Below are 16,097 nucleotides of genomic sequence, written 5' to 3'. Positions count from 1 at the left end.
CATTCCGATGGACGACTTCCGGCAGGGTATCCCCCCGCTCGCCGCTCTCGCCGCGCAGGCGCTCGGCTGGCCGCCGGACGCATTCTGGCGCGCCACGCCGGCAGAACTCGCGGCTGCGCTCGGCCCGGTCACGCCCCGCGCCGAAGGCATGACCCGCGACAAACTCGACACGATGATGGAGCGCGAGAGCAATGACCGATCCGGGAACTGATGGCATCGACGACCTCCTGATCGGGGTACGCGCCGACACGCAGGGCTTTGCCGAAGACATGGCGCGGATGCGCCGCGACCTCGATGGAGACCTCGTCGCCGGCTTCGCCCGCGCGGGCGACGTGCTCGAACGCGGTCTGCTGTCCGCGATCCGCAAGGGCAGCCTGGGGTTCGAGGACTTGCAGGCCGCGGCGAGCAAGGCGATCGACCGGATCGCGGCGGAAGCGCTGAAGCTCGGGCTCGGCGAAGTGTTCGGCTCGAACAGCCCACTGGGCGGGATCGTCGGCACGCTGATCGGCAGTGCGCTCGGCCTGCCGGGCCGCGCGAGTGGCGGCACGGTGAGCGCGCAGCGCGGCTACCTTGTCGGAGAGCGCGGCCCCGAACTCTTCGTCCCCCCCGGCGACGGGCGCATCCTGCCGTTCGCCGGGGACCATGGCGCGCGGCGCGTCGACGTGTCGATCACCCTCGCGGCGCCCGCAGGGACCGCAGCGCCGGTCGCGCTCGAACGATCCAGCCGCCAGATCGCCGCGGCGGTGCGCCGTGCCATGGAGATGTCGTGATGGCCTACTGGCTCGCGTCGCGCCGGAACGGCCAGGAGCACGACTTCATCCAGCGCTTCGATCCGCGCTTCTGGACGGTCAATTTCCCACGCCCGATGATGGCGAGCGTGGTCACGACCGCCCCCGATGCGCTGCGGGTGGAGTGCGAATTTCACCATGCCGGCGCGCTGGCAGGGCTCATCTGGGAGAGCGAGGACAGGCTCGACCATCCGCTCCACGGCTACGAAACATGCCGCGACTACGCCCACACCGTGCTGAGCTTCCGCTGGCGCAGCGGGGGCGTAATTCCGCTCGATGCAGCGCACGGCCCCACGCTCACGATCGAGGGACGCGATTCCTCGGGCGCCGAGCGCACATGGTATGTTCGGCTGTGGAACTATGCCGAAGGCACGCCCCAGGACGCGCGGGTCGTTCTCCCGTTCTCCCAACTTGAAAGCGGCTTTGCCCTGCCGGGTGAGGCGGTCCATCCCTCCGCCATCGAGCGCATGTTCGTCTCGCTCGTTCCGCCCGGATATGTGCCGGACAGCAACGACCTGTTGCCCGAACGCACGAACGGCTGGGTCGAACTGAGCGAGATCGCCTGCGACGGCGCGCATGCCATGCTCGCGATCGGCGAGTGCATGCTGCCCGAACATGGCGAGCAGATCGCCACCGCCTACGACGATGCCTTCAACCAGACGCCCGCACGCCTCGCGCGGCAGGTGCGCCATCTCGGCTATCGCGGGCGGGTGGTGCATTATGTCGGGATGAGCCATTTCTTCCGGCTGGTGCCGGGCGAGGGCCGCCTGCTCGCCGACGCCGCCGGAACGCTCTGCCAACCGGCGCGCGCATGGCACGCCAGCTGGTTCGCGGAACTGGCGCAGGCGGGGTTCGAACCGGTCGTCTCGCTGTCCTACGAACTGCTCGCCGAACATTGCCCGGCAGGCTGGTACCAGCGCAGCTATTACGGCCGCCAGGCGCTGACCGGGTGGGACCCGCCCTCGACCCTGCTGCGCCCCACCAGCGATGCGGCCATGGCGTGGCTGCAGGCGGTCGCGCGGGGTTTCGTCGCGCTCGTCGAGGCGGCGGGCCTGCCGGTCCGCTTCCAGATCGGCGAACCGTGGTGGTGGGTAATGCCCGACGGCACCCCGTGCTTCTACGACGACTGGATCAAGGCCAACGCCCGGCCCTTCGCGCCGCACATCCCGGACATGAGGCTGCCGCTCTACCGCAACCATCTCGATTTTCTCGACTGGATCGGCACGCTGCTGGCCGCTTCGACCGCCGCGCTGGCGCAGGCGGTGCGCAATGCGGCGGACGGTCCGGCCGAACTGCTCCTGCTGGTCTTCACCCCGACCGTGTTCGATCCGCGCATGCCGGAACTCAGGCGCGCCAACATGCCGGTCGGCTGGTCCTTTCCCGCCTTCGACCGGCTGCAGGTGGAGGATTACGACTGGCTGACGGCCGGCGCCGCCGCGAAGCGCCGCGCCGCCTATGCCGCGGTCGACGCACGGCTCGGCTACCCGCGCGATCGGCAGGACTACCTCGCCGGGTTCGTCCTTTCGAACGAGGACGCGCCGGCGTTCTGGCCACGGATCGACGGAGCCCTCGACGAAGCGCGGGCGCGCGGGGTGGGCCAGCGCTTCGTCTGGGCGCTGCCCCAGATCGCACGCGATGGATACACGCGGCTCGCGCCGCCGCAGGAGACCGAGATGCAAGCCTTCGACGACGTGCCCTACCCGCTCGCCCTCGGTACCGATGCCAGCGCGAGCCCCGAATTCTCGACCGCGATCCTGGTCACCACCTCGGGCCACGAACGGCGCACTGCGCAATGGGCGGATGCGCGGCTGCGCTTCGACGTCGGTCCCGGCATCCGCTCCGAAAGCGAGCTGGCGACGCTCGCGGCATTTTTCCGCGCCCGCCACGGCCCGGCCCGCGGTTTTCGCCTGACCGATCCGTTCGACCATTCATCCGCCGGCAGCGCGCAGGCGCCTTCCGCGAATGATCAACTGCTCGGGCTGGGCGATGGCGAAGCCTCCCGCTTCCCACTCGTCAAACGCTATGGCGAAGGCCCCGAACCGCAAGTGCGGCGGATCACCCGCCCGCGTGCAGGAAGCGTGCGCGTCTCCGTAGGTGGGCAGGAGACCGCCGCCTTCACGCTCGACCCGCTGGGCGAGATCGTGCTCGATACGGCCCCGGCGCAAGGCGCAGAGGTGCGCGCGGGCTTCCTGTTCGACGTGCCCGTGCGCTTTGCCGAGGACCGGCTGGCGATCAGCGCGGCGGGCTTCGCGGCCGGGCAGGCCCCCAGCGTCCCGCTGATCGAGATCAAGGAGGCGATATGAGCGGCGACATGCTCGCCACGCGCGCCTTCTTCTGGCGGATCGAGCGGCGCGACGGCGTTACGCTCGGCTTCACAAGCCATGATCGCAATCTCGCGCTCGACGGGCTGGTGCTGCAGGCAGCCCCCGGCATCCGCCCGGGTGCGTTGCGCCAGACGGCCGCGATCGAGGGCGACGACGCGCAGATGGAAGGCGTGCTGACCCATGCCGCGATTTCTGCGGCGGACCTCGCCGCAGGCCGGTTCGACGGGGCCAGCGTCAGCATGGGGCGGATCGACTGGCAGACCGGCGAGGCGCAGACGCTGTTCGGCGGCACGATCGGGCAGACCGAGCAGGTGAGCGACGGATTCTCGGCCCAGCTGCGCTCTCCCAAGGCCGCGCTCGACTTCGACCCCGTGCCCCGGACCAGTCCCGCGTGCCGTGCGCGATTCTGCGGGCCCGGTTGCAACCTTTCCCCGCCCCGGTTCACGCACGAGGCCAGCGTCCTCGTCCTCGACCGGGCAGCCGATGCGGTGTCTTTCGGCGAGCTTGCGCCGGCGCCCTTCGTTTTCGGCGAGCTGCGCTGGCTCGATGGCCCGGCCGCCGGGCTGCGCCAAGGCATCGTCGCCGGAGAAAGCGGGATGCTGGTGCTGGACGGCCCGCTGGCAGAGGGTGTCGGCCCCGGGACGCGGGCGGAGCTGCGCGAGGGGTGCGACCGAACGATCGCGACCTGCAGCGCGCGGTTCGACAATGCGCTGAACTTTCGCGGCGAACCCTTCCTTCCGGGCAATGATCTCGTCGCCCGCTACCCCTCGCGCAGCTGATGGACCGCACAGCCGCGCTTGCCAGCACGGCGAGCGATCTGGTCGGCACGCCTTTCCGCTTGCAGGGGCGCGATCCGGCCCACGGCCTCGACTGCATCGGCCTGGTCCTCGCCTGTCTCGATGCGGTCGGCGCGGGGATCGCGCTTCCTGCAGACTATCGCCCGCACCGTCGACGCCTAGCGCTTCCAGCGGACGCCCTGCGTGCCGCCGGTCTGTGCGAGGCACGCGGCGCCCGGACTGCGGGAGACATCCTGATCCTGCGGCCGGCCCCCGCGCAGGTCCATGCCGCAGTCGCGGTCGGCGGGGGCGATATCGTCCATGCCCATGCCGGGCTGGGCCGGGTCGTCCTGTCCCCCCTGCCCGATAGCTGGGCCGTGCTCTCGCATTGGCGGCTCGGCCCCGATCCGCACTGCGATGGAGAACACCAATGGCCACGCTGATCCTGTCCACCGTCGGCACGGCTGTCGGCGGACCCGTCGGCGGCGCGATCGGCACGCTGCTGGGCCGCGCGATCGATAGTGCGATCATCCCCCGGCCATCGCGCGAGGGCCCGCGCCTGACCGAACTCGCGGTGACCACCTCCAGCTACGGGCTGCCGGTGCCGCGCGTCTTCGGGACCATGCGGCTTCCCGGCACCATCGTGTGGGCAACCGACCTCGTCGAAAGCAGCACGACCAGCGGCGGCAAGGGCAAGCCCTCGACGACCACCTATAGCTATTCGATCTCCTTCGCGGTCGCCCTGTCGAGCCGCCCGGTCGCCTCGGTCGGACGGATCTGGGCCGATGGCGCGCTGCTGCGCGGCGCGGCAGGCGACCTCAAGGTCGGCGGTGCGATGCGGCTCTCCCCTGGGCTTGGCGACGCGCCGGTCGATCCGCTGATCGCGGCGGACAAGGGCGGCCTTGCCTGCGCCTTTCGCGGGCTCGCTTATGTCGTCTTCGAAGACCTGGAGCTCGCAAGCTTCGGCAATCGTATCCCCGCGCTCAGCTTCGAGGTCGTGGCACCCGATGGCGCGCTCGATATCGTGGACCTTCTGCCGGAAGCGGACCTCGCGCCGGGATCGAGCGTGACGCTGACCGGGCTTGGCGGCTATGCGGATGGCGGCGGGCCACGCACGGCGCTGCTCGAAGAAATCGGCCGCATCTTTCCCTTTTCGGCCACCACGGTCGAAGGGCGCGTGGCGCTCACGCCCCACGCCTCGATCCCGTCCGGCCATTTGTCCGCCCCCATCTCGGGGCGTGCGGACGGCGAGGACCGGGCCGAGCCGATCGTGAATCGCGATGCGAGCGACGCGAGGCTGCCGGGTGCGCTGCGCTATTACGATCCGGCGCGTGATTTCCAGCCGTCGCTCCAGCGCGCGTCCGGCGCTGCGAGTGCAGATAGCGAGGTGATCGAGTTCGCCGGCATGTTCGCCGCGCCGATGGCGCAGGCCCGCATCGACCACGTGAGGCGCGCCGCGCTGCGCGCGCACGAAACGCTTTCCTACCGCATTGCCGAACCGATGGGCGATGCCGCGCCCGGCCGCTGCGTGTTGCGGGACGGCGATGCGCGGGTCTGGCGCGTGATGCGTTCGGAATGGCACGCCGACGGGGTCGATCTCGTCCTGCAGCGTGTGGTGCAGGCCGCATCGGGCATGCCGACGGCGGACCCCGGCGGCTCGCTCCCTCCCGAAGACGTGCTGCCCGGCGATCTCGTGCTGCGCTATTTCGAACTGCCGTGGGACGGGACGGGCGCGAGCAATGTCGCGCGACGCTATGCGGCAGTGAGCATGGCCGGAGGGCGCGGCGGCGTCGCGCTCTCGGGCGTAGAGGGCGATGCGCTCGTCCCGCTCGGGCTATCCGCAGATGGCAGCGCGGTTCAGGGCCACAGCCGCCTTCCGCTCGGGCCGTCAGCTGCTCTGTTGTTCGAGCCGGGGGCCACCCTCGACATCGCCCTTTCCTCCGCCCGCGACCGGTTGCAATCGATCGACATGCGCGCCCTGCTCGACGGTGCGAACAGGCTGCTGCTCGGCGAGGAGATCGTCCAGTTTCTCAAGGCCGAGCCACTCGGCGGCACGGACTGGCGGCTGACCGGGCTGCTGCGCGGGCGCGGCGGTACGGAGCACATCGCCGCCGCCGGCCATGCGGCGGGCACCAATGCAGTGCTGCTCGACGACCGCTTGCTGGCGCTGGGCGAAGTCGCCTTTCCCGAGATCGCAGCCTTGAGCGGTCTCGGCAACGCCGCGCCCACCTATGCCGAGGTGCTCGGCGCAGGCACTGGCACCCGGCCGCTCGCCCCCGTCCACCCGGGCGTGAGGCGGACCGCCTCGGGCGACCCCGAGTGGCACTGGATCCGCCGGGCGCGTGGCGCATGGCGCTGGGCAGACGGGCTCGATGTGCCGCTGGTCGAGGAGCGCGAGGCCTATCGCGTCGGGTTCGGTCCGGTCGACGCGCCTTTCGCACAGTGGGACATTATCGCCCCCCGCTTCGGCCTGCCGGTGTCGGAATGGGCTGCGCTGCGGCGGGCGCACCCCGCCGCCAGCCTCTGGGTGCGCCAGGCGGGCAGCCATGCCCTCTCGCTGCCGAGCCACCTTCCCCTGCCGATCCTTTCGGAGATATTCTGATGAGCGACCCCCTCGAATTTACCGCCCGTTCCCCGCGCCTCGATCTGCCCTTTCTGTTTGCCGCGCAGGCGCAGAAGGAAGCGACGATCAACGAAGCACTGGCGCGGATCGATGCGCTGATCGCACCGCTTGTCGAGGGCGAAGTCGCCACCCCGCCCGGCTCCCCTGCGCAAGGGTCATGCTGGATCGTCGGCGCGGACGGTCAGGGCGACTGGGCGGGCCACAAGGGCGAACTTGCCTTCTTTTCGGCGGGCACCTGGATGTTTGCCAGGCCCCGCACCGGCATGACCGTCTTCGATCTGTCGACCGACCAATACCGCCACTGGATCGACGGCTGGCAGGCCCTGGCGCTGCCGCCTGTGCCTGCGGGCGGAACGACAGTCGACAGCCAAGCGCGAAATGCCATTGCCGCGCTTATCGAGGGGTTGCGCGTGATCGGAATTGGAGTGTGATCTTTCTTCGGGAACCGGCACACGTCCGCGCCGTTGTTGCGGCGGGAGGAACAGGGTTGCAGCCCGGCTTCCATCAGACGCTTGAAACCACCTCTGAGGCAATCGTGCAACAGTACCATCGCTTTGCTTGATTGATGGCCTGTCTGCTTGCCTCGGACCTGGGGAAAAGTTAAGTGGGGGCCTCCTGGTGGCTCCCAATCATTACAAAAGGGGATTTTGAGTAATGCGCAATATCGTCATCGGAATGGCGATGGCTTCGACGATGCTCGCAACGCCGGCACTCGCACGGGACGATTCGTTCTACGTGCAGGTCGAAGGCGGTGTGATGCTGGTCGAAGACGTCGACTTCGCAGTGAACGGCGTCGAGGATGACCTGACTGCCGACATGGATACCGGGTTCGACTTCGGTGGCCTCGTCGGGTACGATTTCGGTCCGGTTCGCCTTGAAGCTGAAGGCAGCTACCGTCAGGCAGACATCAGCGACCTGATCGTCGGCAGCCAAGGCTTCCCGATCCCGGCCACGGGCCTTGCTCCTAATGCAGCAACCTACCCCGCCAAGGGCGACGCGAATTCGCTGAGCTTCATGGTCAACGGACTTGCCGATTTCGGTTCTGACGACGGCCTGCAGGCATTCGTTGGCGGTGGTGTCGGCGTGGCTCGCACCAAGGTCAGCACGGGTGTCTCGCTCGGCGCGCCCTATGGTCTCGACGATTCGGACACTGGCTTTGCCTGGCAGATCCTGGCTGGCATTCGCGCGCCGCTTTCCGATCGCATCGACGCCGGTGTGAAGTATCGCTTCTTCAACCACGACAACATCGACATGGTCGACGCCTATGGTGATGCGGTCGAAGGCGACTTCCGTTCGCACTCGCTGATGGGCACGCTGACCTACAACTTCGGTGAGCCGGCAGCTCCGCCGCCGCCTCCGCCGCCCCCGCCGCCGCCTCCGCCCCCGCCTCCGCCCCCGCCGCCGCCTCCGCCGCCGGCAGTGGAGTGCAACACGGGTCCGTACATCGTGTTCTTCAACTGGGATCGTTCGGACATCACGCCCGAAGCAGCCTCGGTTCTGAACAACGCGATCTCGGCTTACCAGAACTGCGGCAACGCCTCGGTGATGCTCGCCGGTTACACCGACCGTTCGGGTACCGTGCAGTACAACCTCGGCCTCGCGTCGCGTCGTAACGCTTCGGTCCGTCAGTACATGACCGGCCGCGGTATCCCCGACGCCCGCATCAGCAGCGAAGCCTTCGGTGAAGCGAACCCCCGTGTTCCGACCGCCGACGGTGTCCGCGAGCTGCAGAACCGTCGCGTGGAAATCACGTACGGTCCGGGTTCGGGCATGTAATCGAGCGGACTTCCGCTACGAAACACGAGAAGGGGCCGGAGCAATCCGGCCCCTTTTTCGTTGGGCGGGTAGATCAAGGAGAAAAAGCCCATGACCACCCCCGCCGCACACACCTTCGCGAAACTCTCGCTCGCCGTTGCAGCCTCGCTGTCGCTCGCAGCCTGCGCCACCACGCCTCCCGCCGGGACGGAGACGCTGGCCACGGCCACGCTGCTCGACACTTCGGGTGCCCCGCGTGGCGAGGCGCGCCTTCTCGCGGTGGGCGACCGGGTAGAGCTGTCCGTCACGGCCGAAGGGCTGAGCCCGGGCCAGCATGGCTTCCACCTGCACACCACCGGGACCTGCACGCTGCCCGACTTCAAGTCGGCCGGCGGCCACCTCAATCCCTCGGGCGAGGGGCATGGTCTGCTCGACAATGACGGCAACCATCTCGGCGACCTGCCCAACCTGACCGCACGGGCCAATGGCACCGCGAGCGCACAGGTCCCGGTCGGCGGATCGCCGAGCTATGTTCTGGAGCAGATTTTCGATGCCGACGGCACGGCGGTGGTCATCCACGCCGATGCGGACGACGGCCGCACCGATCCTTCGGGCAATGCCGGCTCGCGCGAGCGGTGCGGGGTTCTCACCCGCACCTGACCCGCGGCGCTTTGCCGACCTGACGGAAAGGATCAGGTGCTGGTGGGCTCCGCCTTGCCCATTGCCAGCACCTTTTCCTGCGCCGCCGGCACCAGCTTCAGCGCGAACAGTAGCAGCACGACGCCGATCGGGGCCGCCCACAGCAGGCTGAGCATACCGAGCGACAGGTTCTCTTCCGCCTTGGCCGAAATCAGTCCGGCAAGATACGGCCCGAGGGCGAGGCCCACCAGCGTCGTCGCGAGGAAGAAGGTCGCCGTCGCCACGCCGCGCATCCGCGGCAGCACCAGCGACTGGCTGGTCGCCGCGGCCGCCCCCAGCGCGCTCGAGGCGAAGAGCTGCGCGATCGCGGCGAAGATGAGGAAGATTGCCTTGCTCTCGGTGGTGAACATCACCCAGACCACGGGCACCGGCGCGAGGAGGCCGAAAAGGACCACGTAGAGACGCCCGCCGGGCAGCTTGGTGAACAGCCAGTCCGCCACACGCCCGCCCAGCACCACACCGAGGAAGCCGGTCACGGCAGCGGGTGCACCCAGCAACAGGCCGAGTTCGCTCTTGGAAATCTCGAACACGCGCTCCCCGTACGGCGCGCCCCAGTAGGACGTCGCGTAGGAGATGAAGGCGACCACCCCATAGCCCAGGATCGTGCACAGGAATGCGGGCGATCCCCAGGTGAGCGCGAAGGTCTGCGCATCGCGCGAGCGCAATGCGCTCGCCCAGCTGAAGATCGCGTAATAGCCGACCGCGAGCAGGAACCACTGATCCGAAATGGCGAAATCGAGGAACGGGACGCCCGATGCGATCGCCCCCATGATGAAGCCCTGCCCGGTCTGCAGCAGGCTGGTCAGCAACCACCCGGTGAAAAAGAAGCCCAGGAAGCCGGCGACATTGAAGGCAAGCGCAGACATGCTCCGGCGCGCGGCACCCACGAATGTGAAGGGCGGAATGATCTGGAGCAGTTCCTCCACAAACCCGCGAAACGGCTTTTCGACCCGCTCGGTCGGCATGCCATCAATCAGGCCGCGGACGGGCTCCTTGAGGGTGAAGACCCAGACGGCCAGCAGCAGCCCCGGCAGGCCCACCGCCACGAAGGCCGCCTGCCAGCCGGCGAGGCCGAGCGGCCCGCCATCGGGATAGGCCGCATTCCAGTTCTCGACGATCAGCCCGCCAATCACCAGCGAAATGCCGCCGCCCACATACAGGCCGGACGAATAGATCGCGAGCGCGGTGGCGCGCAGGCGCGCGGGAAACCAGTCGGAAATCAGCGAATAGGCCGCCGGGCTGGCGGTCGCTTCGCCGATGCCCACGCCGACCCGCGCACCCGAGAGCATCGCTGCGTTCTTCGCAAATCCCGACAATGTGGTCATCGCAGACCACAACGCGAGCCCGATGGTCATGAGCCGGATCCGGTGCCAGCTATCGGCCAGCTTGCCGAGCGGGATGCCGAACAGCGCGTAGAAGATCGCGAAAGCCGTGCCGTACAAGAAGCCGAGGAAGGCGTCGTCGACGCCCAGATCGGCCTTGATGTCGTTGGCGAGGATCGAAAGAATTTGCCGGTCGACGAAATTGAGCACGTAGATCAGCACCAGCACGCTCAGCGCGTACCAGCTATAGGCTGGAACCTTGGCATTGGGATCGACCGCCGAATTCTGCGATTGCTCGTCTCTTACTGCGATGCTCAATCCCTCACTCCGTCTATTCAGGCTTATCCTCTGGGTAGCGAGTGGTATCGATTAGGCCTGCTTCGGCAAAGCCTTTTCGGCGCAAGCGGCAGGAATCGCATGCCCCGCATGCCAGCCCGTCCTCGGTCGGATCGTAGCAGGACCAGCTCAATCCCGGATCGAGACCGAGCCTGTGGCATTCGCGCGCGATATCGGCCTTGGTCATGAATTGCAGCGGGGTGTCGACCGCAAAGCCGTCCTCCAGCCCCGCCTTGGTCCCCAGCCTCGCCGTTTCGGCAAATGAAGCAATAAATTCGGGCCGACAGTCGGGATAGCCGGAATAGTCCAGCGCATTCACGCCGATCACGATCCGGCCTGCGCCGATACTCTCGGCATAGGCGACCGTGAGCGAGAGAAATACGAGATTGCGCGCCGGCACATAGGTGACCGGTATGTCGTCGCCGACGCCGTCCTTGGGCACGTCGATATCCGCGGTCAGTGCCGATCCGCCGAACTTGCGCAGGTCCAGGGCGATCTCCGAATGGCTCGCCAGATCGAGTGTGCGCGCGATCGCGCGCGACGCCTCAATCTCGCGGCGATGCCGCTGGCCGTAGTCGATGGTGAGCGCATGGACCTCGCGGCCCGCCTCTTTCGCAAGCCCCGCGGCCACCATGGAGTCCAGTCCGCCGGAAAGCAGGACTGCGGCGATATCGTCTCGTTGTTCGGCTGCCATAGGTCCGCGCTAGCGCTTCATGCCGCAGGACCGCAAGACTGACAGGGCAGATCGCTCAGCTGCAGCTTCCCACCCGGCGGGCCTCCGCCTCAAGCGAGAACGGCGCGCCGCCTTCGATCCCGTCGCTCTGAAGTTGCACCAGGTTCGCGCTTTCCTTGCGGATGCGCGTGCGGCCGTAGCCGGAGCCATTGCAGCTGTACTGCACGGTCGCCATCGTTGCCCCGTCCTCGATCACGATCCGGCGACAGGACTGGCCCCGGTGGCGCAACTGCACCAGATCGCGCTCCGAACGGACGCAGATCCGCCGGGTCGTGTCGCTGCCACGCTCGCGGATTTCCCAGGCGCCCAGATTCAGCTGCCCGAATAGCGCGGTCGTTGCCGTGCCTGCAGCCAGGGGGGCTGCCAGCACCGCACCTGTGCCCAGAGCAAGCCCGGCGACAGCTTTCATCGTCCGGTGGCGCATGGCCCGTTTCCTTCCGTCTGCATTATCTCAAAAAGGCGAATTGTCATCCTGTCTTATAGGATCAACACACCACCCAACCTGAACGCATCACGTTACAATCGTGAAAACTCGCGAACAGAACGCACAATCGACCAGAATGTCCCCGTTTTCGTCGCGCATCGCGGCTTTCTCTTCTTCGGGGAATCGACCGATCACCGATTCGTAGTGTTCGACGCTGCAGCGGCATCCGCGGGCGAGCTTCGCGCCGGGAAAGACGCGCACTTCGTCTTCTTCGTGGAACAGACGCCAAACGAGCGCTTCGAGCGAGATGTCTTCGTCCAGCAGCTCCTCGTAGCGGATCGAGGAGGCCATCACTTCGACATGCTCCCACTCCGGATGCGACTGGCGGACGTGCAAGCGTTCGCGGCCCACTTCGCCATCGGGCAGGTGCTGGGCGAGCAGGCCGGCGGCGATCGTCCGCTCGCCTTCGGTCCGCACCGCGACGCGCACCAGCGTGGGCACCTGCTCGGACTGCATGAAATACTGCTCGCACGCCTCGGCCAGGCTGTCGCCCTCGAGCGGCACGATCCCCTGATAGCGTCCGCCCCGCTCGGGCACGTCGAAGGTGATCGCCAGATAGCCTTCGCCGAACAGCGCGGAGAGCGAGGGATTGGCGCCGAGCGCGGCGAGCCCTTCGCCGTCGAAATCGACGTAGCCGCGCACCGCACCCTGGCGGTAGTCGCACACCAGCAGCTTGACGACGCCGGCCTTGGTCTGGGCCTGCATCGTCATCTGGCCCCCTTGCCCACCGGCGTCCTCGTCGATCAGGCCGCCCATCAGCGCGGCGATCACCAGCGCCTCGGACAGCAGGTGACGGATCGCGGGCGGGTAATCGTGCGCCGCGAGAATCTCGGCCAGCGTCTCGTCCAGCCGGACAAGGCGCAGGCGCGTATCGCGCGCGGGGATCGATGCGCCCAGCAGGCGATCGGCGTAGGTGGCGCTGTCGGAGAGCGCGGTCTGTTTCGCAGTGTCGTTCACGGCGCGCTATATGGGGGCTGCGCGCGTACGCCCAACCCCTGACGCGATTTTAGGTCCAGACGTCAGAGCTTTCCGAAGGCCCATAGCAGGACCGATTTCTGCGCATGGATGCGGTTTTCCGCCTCCTCGAAGACCAGCGATTGCGGACCTTCGAACACCTCCTGCGTCACCTCTTCGCCGATATGCGCGGGCAGGCAGTGGAGGAAGCGAGCCTGCGGATCGGCCTTGGCCATCAGCCCGGCATCGACCTGGAACGGCGCCATCGCCGCCAGCTTCGCATCCGCATGGTCCTGCCCCATCGACACCCACGTATCGGTGACGATCACATCGGCCCCGCGCGCTGCGTCGGCGGCATCGTTGGTCAGCGTCACCCGTGCACCGCCAGCGCGGGCCATTTCGACGAATTCGGCGTCGGGCTCGTAGCCCTGAGGCACGCCGATGCGCACGTTGAACTTCATCAGCCCTGCGGCCTCGAGGATCGAGTGCAGCACATTGTTGCCATCGCCCAGCCACGCGACCTCGAGACCGGGAAGCGCCTTGCCGCTTTCGACGATGGTCAGCAGGTCGGCGACGATCTGGCAGGGATGCGACCGATCGGTCAGCCCGTTGACGATCGGCACGCTCGCATGGCGGGCCATTTCCTCGATCTTGGCGTGATCGTCGGTCCGGACCATGATCGCGTCGGCCATCCGGCTCAGCACGCGCGCGGTGTCGGCCACGCTCTCGCCCCGGCCCAGCTGCGAGGTGCCCGAGTCGAGCACCACCACGCTGCCGCCGAGCTGGCGCATCGCGATATCGAAGCTGACGCGCGTGCGGGTGGAGTTCTTCTCGAACACCATCGCGAGCACGTGATCCTTCAGCGGTGCATCCGCATCGGGCCGCGCCTTGGGCCAGCCCGCGCGTGCGGTCTTGCGATCCTGCGCATCGTTGATCATCGCCGCCAGCGCATCTCCGCCAGCGTCGGACAGGTCGAGGAAATGCCGCGTGCCCATCAGCTGGCGTCCGGCACCTGATAGTCCGCTGCACCTGCCGACAGCTTGTCGAAGAACTCGTCCATTTCGGCATCGCCGATGACCAGCGGCGGCAGCACGCGCAGCGTGTTGTCGCCTGCGGCTACAGTCAGCAGCTGGTGATGGTCGCGCAGATGCTGGAAGAAGGGCCGGCTTTCGACCTTCATCTTGATCCCCAGCATCAGGCCCTCGCCGCGCACATGGTCGAACAGCTCGGGATAGTTGCCGATGAACTGTTCGAGCCGCGCCTTCAGCCGCGCGCCCTTGTCGCGCACGCCAGCGAGAAACTCTTCGTTGGCGACCACGTCCATCACCGCCTGGCCAGCCGCCATCGCGAGCGGGTTGCCGCCATAGGTCGAACCATGCGTGCCGAAGGTCATCCCGCGCGCGGCGTGCTCGGTCGCCATGCAGGCCCCCAGCGGGAAGCCGCCGCCGATGCCCTTGGCGGTCGCGACGATGTCCGGCTTGATGCCATAGAGTTCGTGGGCATAGAGCTTGCCGGTGCGCGCCATGCCGCACTGCACCTCGTCCAGCACCAGCATCAGGCCGTGTTCGTCCGCCAGATCGCGCAGGCCCTGCATGAATTCCTGGCTGGCGGGGCGGATGCCGCCCTCGCCCTGGATCGGCTCGACCAGGAAGCCTGCGGTCTTGGGGCCGATCATCTTGCGCGCCGCTTCCAGATCGTCGAACTCGCAATAGGCGAACCCTTCGAGCAGCGGGCGGAAGCCCTGGTGCATCTTCGCCTGGTTCGAGGCGCTGATGGTGGCCATCGTGCGGCCGTGGAAGGCGCTGGTGAAGGTGATCAGTTCGGTCCGGCCCTGGTCGCCATCCTCGTGCTGGTGGAAGGCGCGCGCGGTCTTGATCGCGCATTCGACCGCCTCGGCGCCCGAATTGGTAAAGAACACGGTGTCGGCAAAAGTGTTGTCGACCAGCGTCTGCGCCAGCTTTTCCTGATGCGGGCTGCCATAGAGGTTGGAGACGTGCATCAGCGTTTCGGCCTGTTTCTGGATCGCGCCGATCAGCCCTTCGTGGCTGTGGCCGAGCAGGTTGACCGCAATGCCGCTGGCAAAGTCGAGGTAGCGCGTCCCGTCCTCATCGATCAGATGGCAGTGATCGCCCTTCACGGGGCGCACATCGCAACGGGGGTAGACGGGCATCAGCGCGGGGATCGACATAACAACTCCAGAAAATTCGAACGGGTAAACGACAAATGGCGGCCCCGTGAGGGAACCGCCATCTGAAATCCTAGTCGGCGATCTATTGCCTCGCCCCGCGCGGGTCAAACCCGCCGGGGCCAAGGCATCATTCCTGCACGGGAACGAGGTTGACCGCCGAATACTTGCCTCGTCGGTCGACTTCGAGATCGAACTCGAAACGTTCGCCCTCGTTGATCTGCGACAGGCCCGAACGTTCCACCGCGCTGATATGCACGAAGGCATCGGGCTGGCCGTCGTCCCGCACGAGGAAGCCGAAGCCCTTCATCGAGTTGAAGAACTTGACCGTGCCGGTCGCCTTTTCGCCGGTCAGCTCGCGCCGCGGCGCGCCAGCGGCACCGCCTGCACCACCGTCACGCGGGGCGGCAGCGCCGCCGCCCGTCACGGGGATGACATCGCCGACGATCTGCAGATCCTGCGCGGAAATCTTCCCGCCGCGATCGACCAGATTGAATTCGAGCTCCTGCCCTTCGGCAAGGCCTTCCAGCCCGGCACGTTCGACGGCACTGATGTGCACGAACACATCGTCCCCGCCGCCTTCCTGCTGGATGAAGCCGAAGCCTTTCTGGCCGTTGAAGAACTTCACCTGGCCCTTGCCGGTGCCGACGACCTGAGCGGGCATGCGGTTGAAACCGCCACCACCACCACCGCCGCCGCCGCCGCCGCCGCCACGCGGGCCACCGCCGCCGAAGCCGCCACGGCCACCGCCGCCCGGTCCGCCGCGATCCTGGAACCCGCCGCGGTCGTTGAAACCGCCGCGATCCTGGTATCCGCCGCCACCGCCGCGATCGTCGAAACCGCCGCGATCCTGGAATCCGCCGCCGAAATCACCGCCGGGGAACGGTTCGAAACCGTCTTCGCCGATGTTGTCCCGCTTGTCGCGCCCGCGCCGACGTCCTTTATCGTAACCCATAACTCGCCAAAAACCCTGCTACTTCCATCCGTCCTCAAATCGACATCCCGGTCGGTGCGAACGGTCACCCACCAGCACTTTTAGCAAGGCCAACGGGCGACGTCGAAGTCGCAATTCCCCCGCCAAGCTATTGCAACCCTTACCGCAGAACACGTTCCAGCGC

Annotated in this window: 16 protein-coding genes; 9 read left to right on the top strand and 7 right to left on the bottom strand. The window is 67.5% G+C overall.

The annotated features are described in order from the left end of the window. Window positions 1-7 precede the first annotated feature (7 nt). The 9 genes from ACYQ0L_RS08240 to ACYQ0L_RS08200 all read left to right on the top strand — a co-directional run bounded on the left by ACYQ0L_RS08240 (window position 8) and on the right by ACYQ0L_RS08200 (window position 8,926). Window positions 8-211: a phage tail assembly chaperone gene (locus tag ACYQ0L_RS08240; RefSeq protein WP_459788571.1), complete on the top strand. Its 204-nt coding sequence runs from the start codon at window positions 8-10 to the stop codon at window positions 209-211. Further along, a complete protein-coding gene (locus ACYQ0L_RS08235; RefSeq protein ID WP_459788570.1) occupies window positions 192-770 on the top strand; it encodes a tail tape measure protein in 579 nt (192 codons plus the stop codon). The genes ACYQ0L_RS08240 and ACYQ0L_RS08235 overlap by 20 nt, the downstream gene beginning before the upstream one ends. Continuing rightward, entirely contained in the window at window positions 770-3,091 is a 2,322-nt protein-coding gene (locus ACYQ0L_RS08230) for a DUF2460 domain-containing protein (protein WP_459788568.1), read from the top strand. The genes ACYQ0L_RS08235 and ACYQ0L_RS08230 overlap by 1 nt, the downstream gene beginning before the upstream one ends. Next, window positions 3,088-3,891: a DUF2163 domain-containing protein gene (locus ACYQ0L_RS08225; RefSeq protein ID WP_459788567.1), complete on the top strand. Its 804-nt coding sequence runs from the start codon at window positions 3,088-3,090 to the stop codon at window positions 3,889-3,891. The genes ACYQ0L_RS08230 and ACYQ0L_RS08225 overlap by 4 nt, the downstream gene beginning before the upstream one ends. Then, window positions 3,891-4,331: an NlpC/P60 family protein gene (locus tag ACYQ0L_RS08220; RefSeq protein WP_459788566.1), complete on the top strand. Its 441-nt coding sequence runs from the start codon at window positions 3,891-3,893 to the stop codon at window positions 4,329-4,331. The genes ACYQ0L_RS08225 and ACYQ0L_RS08220 overlap by 1 nt, the downstream gene beginning before the upstream one ends. After that, complete coding sequence (locus tag ACYQ0L_RS08215) at window positions 4,319-6,490, top strand: GTA baseplate fiber-binding domain-containing protein (protein ID WP_459788565.1); 2,172 nt, start codon at window positions 4,319-4,321, stop codon at window positions 6,488-6,490. The genes ACYQ0L_RS08220 and ACYQ0L_RS08215 overlap by 13 nt, the downstream gene beginning before the upstream one ends. Next, window positions 6,490-6,942 carry a DUF2793 domain-containing protein gene (locus ACYQ0L_RS08210; protein WP_459788564.1) on the top strand — a complete coding sequence of 151 codons (453 nt, stop codon included), beginning with the start codon at window positions 6,490-6,492 and terminating at the stop codon, window positions 6,940-6,942. Before ACYQ0L_RS08215 ends, ACYQ0L_RS08210 begins: the two co-directional genes overlap by 1 nt. A 223-nt stretch (window positions 6,943-7,165) precedes the next feature. Continuing rightward, on the top strand, window positions 7,166-8,287 hold the full coding sequence (locus ACYQ0L_RS08205; protein WP_459788563.1) for an OmpA family protein: 1,122 nt from the start codon (window positions 7,166-7,168) through the stop codon (window positions 8,285-8,287). Between the two features lie 90 nt (window positions 8,288-8,377). Next, complete coding sequence (locus ACYQ0L_RS08200; RefSeq protein ID WP_459788562.1) at window positions 8,378-8,926, top strand: superoxide dismutase family protein; 549 nt, start codon at window positions 8,378-8,380, stop codon at window positions 8,924-8,926. A 32-nt stretch (window positions 8,927-8,958) separates the two neighbouring features. Here ACYQ0L_RS08200 and ACYQ0L_RS08195 read toward each other — a convergent pair whose 3' ends face one another. The 7 genes from ACYQ0L_RS08195 to ACYQ0L_RS08165 all read right to left on the bottom strand — a co-directional run bounded on the left by ACYQ0L_RS08195 (window position 8,959) and on the right by ACYQ0L_RS08165 (window position 15,934). Beyond that, window positions 8,959-10,605 (bottom strand): spinster family MFS transporter, encoded by a 1,647-nt coding sequence (locus ACYQ0L_RS08195; RefSeq protein WP_459788561.1) that lies wholly within the window; start codon window positions 10,603-10,605, stop codon window positions 8,959-8,961. Between the two features lie 13 nt (window positions 10,606-10,618). After that, window positions 10,619-11,317 (bottom strand): 7-cyano-7-deazaguanine synthase QueC, encoded by a 699-nt coding sequence (gene queC, locus ACYQ0L_RS08190; RefSeq protein ID WP_459788560.1) that lies wholly within the window; start codon window positions 11,315-11,317, stop codon window positions 10,619-10,621. A gap of 55 nt (window positions 11,318-11,372) precedes the next feature. Then, window positions 11,373-11,780, bottom strand: a complete 408-nt coding sequence (locus ACYQ0L_RS08185; RefSeq protein ID WP_459788559.1) for a hypothetical protein — start codon at window positions 11,778-11,780, stop codon at window positions 11,373-11,375. An 87-nt stretch (window positions 11,781-11,867) separates the two neighbouring features. Further along, window positions 11,868-12,797 carry an Hsp33 family molecular chaperone HslO gene (gene hslO / locus ACYQ0L_RS08180; RefSeq protein ID WP_459788558.1) on the bottom strand — a complete coding sequence of 310 codons (930 nt, stop codon included), beginning with the start codon at window positions 12,795-12,797 and terminating at the stop codon, window positions 11,868-11,870. A gap of 62 nt (window positions 12,798-12,859) precedes the next feature. Further along, window positions 12,860-13,789 carry an ornithine carbamoyltransferase gene (argF, locus tag ACYQ0L_RS08175; protein ID WP_459788557.1) on the bottom strand — a complete coding sequence of 310 codons (930 nt, stop codon included), beginning with the start codon at window positions 13,787-13,789 and terminating at the stop codon, window positions 12,860-12,862. Next, a complete protein-coding gene (locus ACYQ0L_RS08170) occupies window positions 13,789-14,982 on the bottom strand; it encodes an aspartate aminotransferase family protein (RefSeq protein WP_459788556.1) in 1,194 nt (397 codons plus the stop codon). Before ACYQ0L_RS08170 ends, argF begins: the two co-directional genes overlap by 1 nt. 127 nt (window positions 14,983-15,109) lie before the next feature. Further along, entirely contained in the window at window positions 15,110-15,934 is an 825-nt protein-coding gene (locus tag ACYQ0L_RS08165) for a cold-shock protein (protein ID WP_459788555.1), read from the bottom strand. Window positions 15,935-16,097 lie beyond the last annotated feature (163 nt).

The organism is Alteriqipengyuania triglochinis, from assembly GCF_054655655.1.
Note: the sequence above shows the minus strand (reverse complement) of the source record. Positions and strands in the feature narration are given on the sequence as shown.

What these genes read in the sequence shown, in the direction of transcription:
- ACYQ0L_RS08240 (WP_459788571.1), top strand. Translation starts at nt 8, where the DNA reads ATGGACGACTTCCGGCAGGGTATCCCCCCGCTCGCCGCTCTCGCCGCG.
- ACYQ0L_RS08235 (WP_459788570.1), top strand. Translation starts at nt 192, where the DNA reads ATGACCGATCCGGGAACTGATGGCATCGACGACCTCCTGATCGGGGTA.
- ACYQ0L_RS08230 (WP_459788568.1), top strand. Translation starts at nt 770, where the DNA reads ATGGCCTACTGGCTCGCGTCGCGCCGGAACGGCCAGGAGCACGACTTC.
- ACYQ0L_RS08225 (WP_459788567.1), top strand. Translation starts at nt 3,088, where the DNA reads ATGAGCGGCGACATGCTCGCCACGCGCGCCTTCTTCTGGCGGATCGAG.
- ACYQ0L_RS08220 (WP_459788566.1), top strand. Translation starts at nt 3,891, where the DNA reads ATGGACCGCACAGCCGCGCTTGCCAGCACGGCGAGCGATCTGGTCGGC.
- ACYQ0L_RS08215 (WP_459788565.1), top strand. Translation starts at nt 4,319, where the DNA reads ATGGCCACGCTGATCCTGTCCACCGTCGGCACGGCTGTCGGCGGACCC.
- ACYQ0L_RS08210 (WP_459788564.1), top strand. Translation starts at nt 6,490, where the DNA reads ATGAGCGACCCCCTCGAATTTACCGCCCGTTCCCCGCGCCTCGATCTG.
- ACYQ0L_RS08205 (WP_459788563.1), top strand. Translation starts at nt 7,166, where the DNA reads ATGCGCAATATCGTCATCGGAATGGCGATGGCTTCGACGATGCTCGCA.
- ACYQ0L_RS08200 (WP_459788562.1), top strand. Translation starts at nt 8,378, where the DNA reads ATGACCACCCCCGCCGCACACACCTTCGCGAAACTCTCGCTCGCCGTT.
- queC (WP_459788560.1), bottom strand. Translation starts at nt 11,317, where the DNA reads ATGGCAGCCGAACAACGAGACGATATCGCCGCAGTCCTGCTTTCCGGC.
- ACYQ0L_RS08185 (WP_459788559.1), bottom strand. Translation starts at nt 11,780, where the DNA reads ATGCGCCACCGGACGATGAAAGCTGTCGCCGGGCTTGCTCTGGGCACA.
- argF (WP_459788557.1), bottom strand. Translation starts at nt 13,789, where the DNA reads ATGGGCACGCGGCATTTCCTCGACCTGTCCGACGCTGGCGGAGATGCG.
- ACYQ0L_RS08170 (WP_459788556.1), bottom strand. Translation starts at nt 14,982, where the DNA reads ATGTCGATCCCCGCGCTGATGCCCGTCTACCCCCGTTGCGATGTGCGC.
- ACYQ0L_RS08165 (WP_459788555.1), bottom strand. Translation starts at nt 15,934, where the DNA reads ATGGGTTACGATAAAGGACGTCGGCGCGGGCGCGACAAGCGGGACAAC.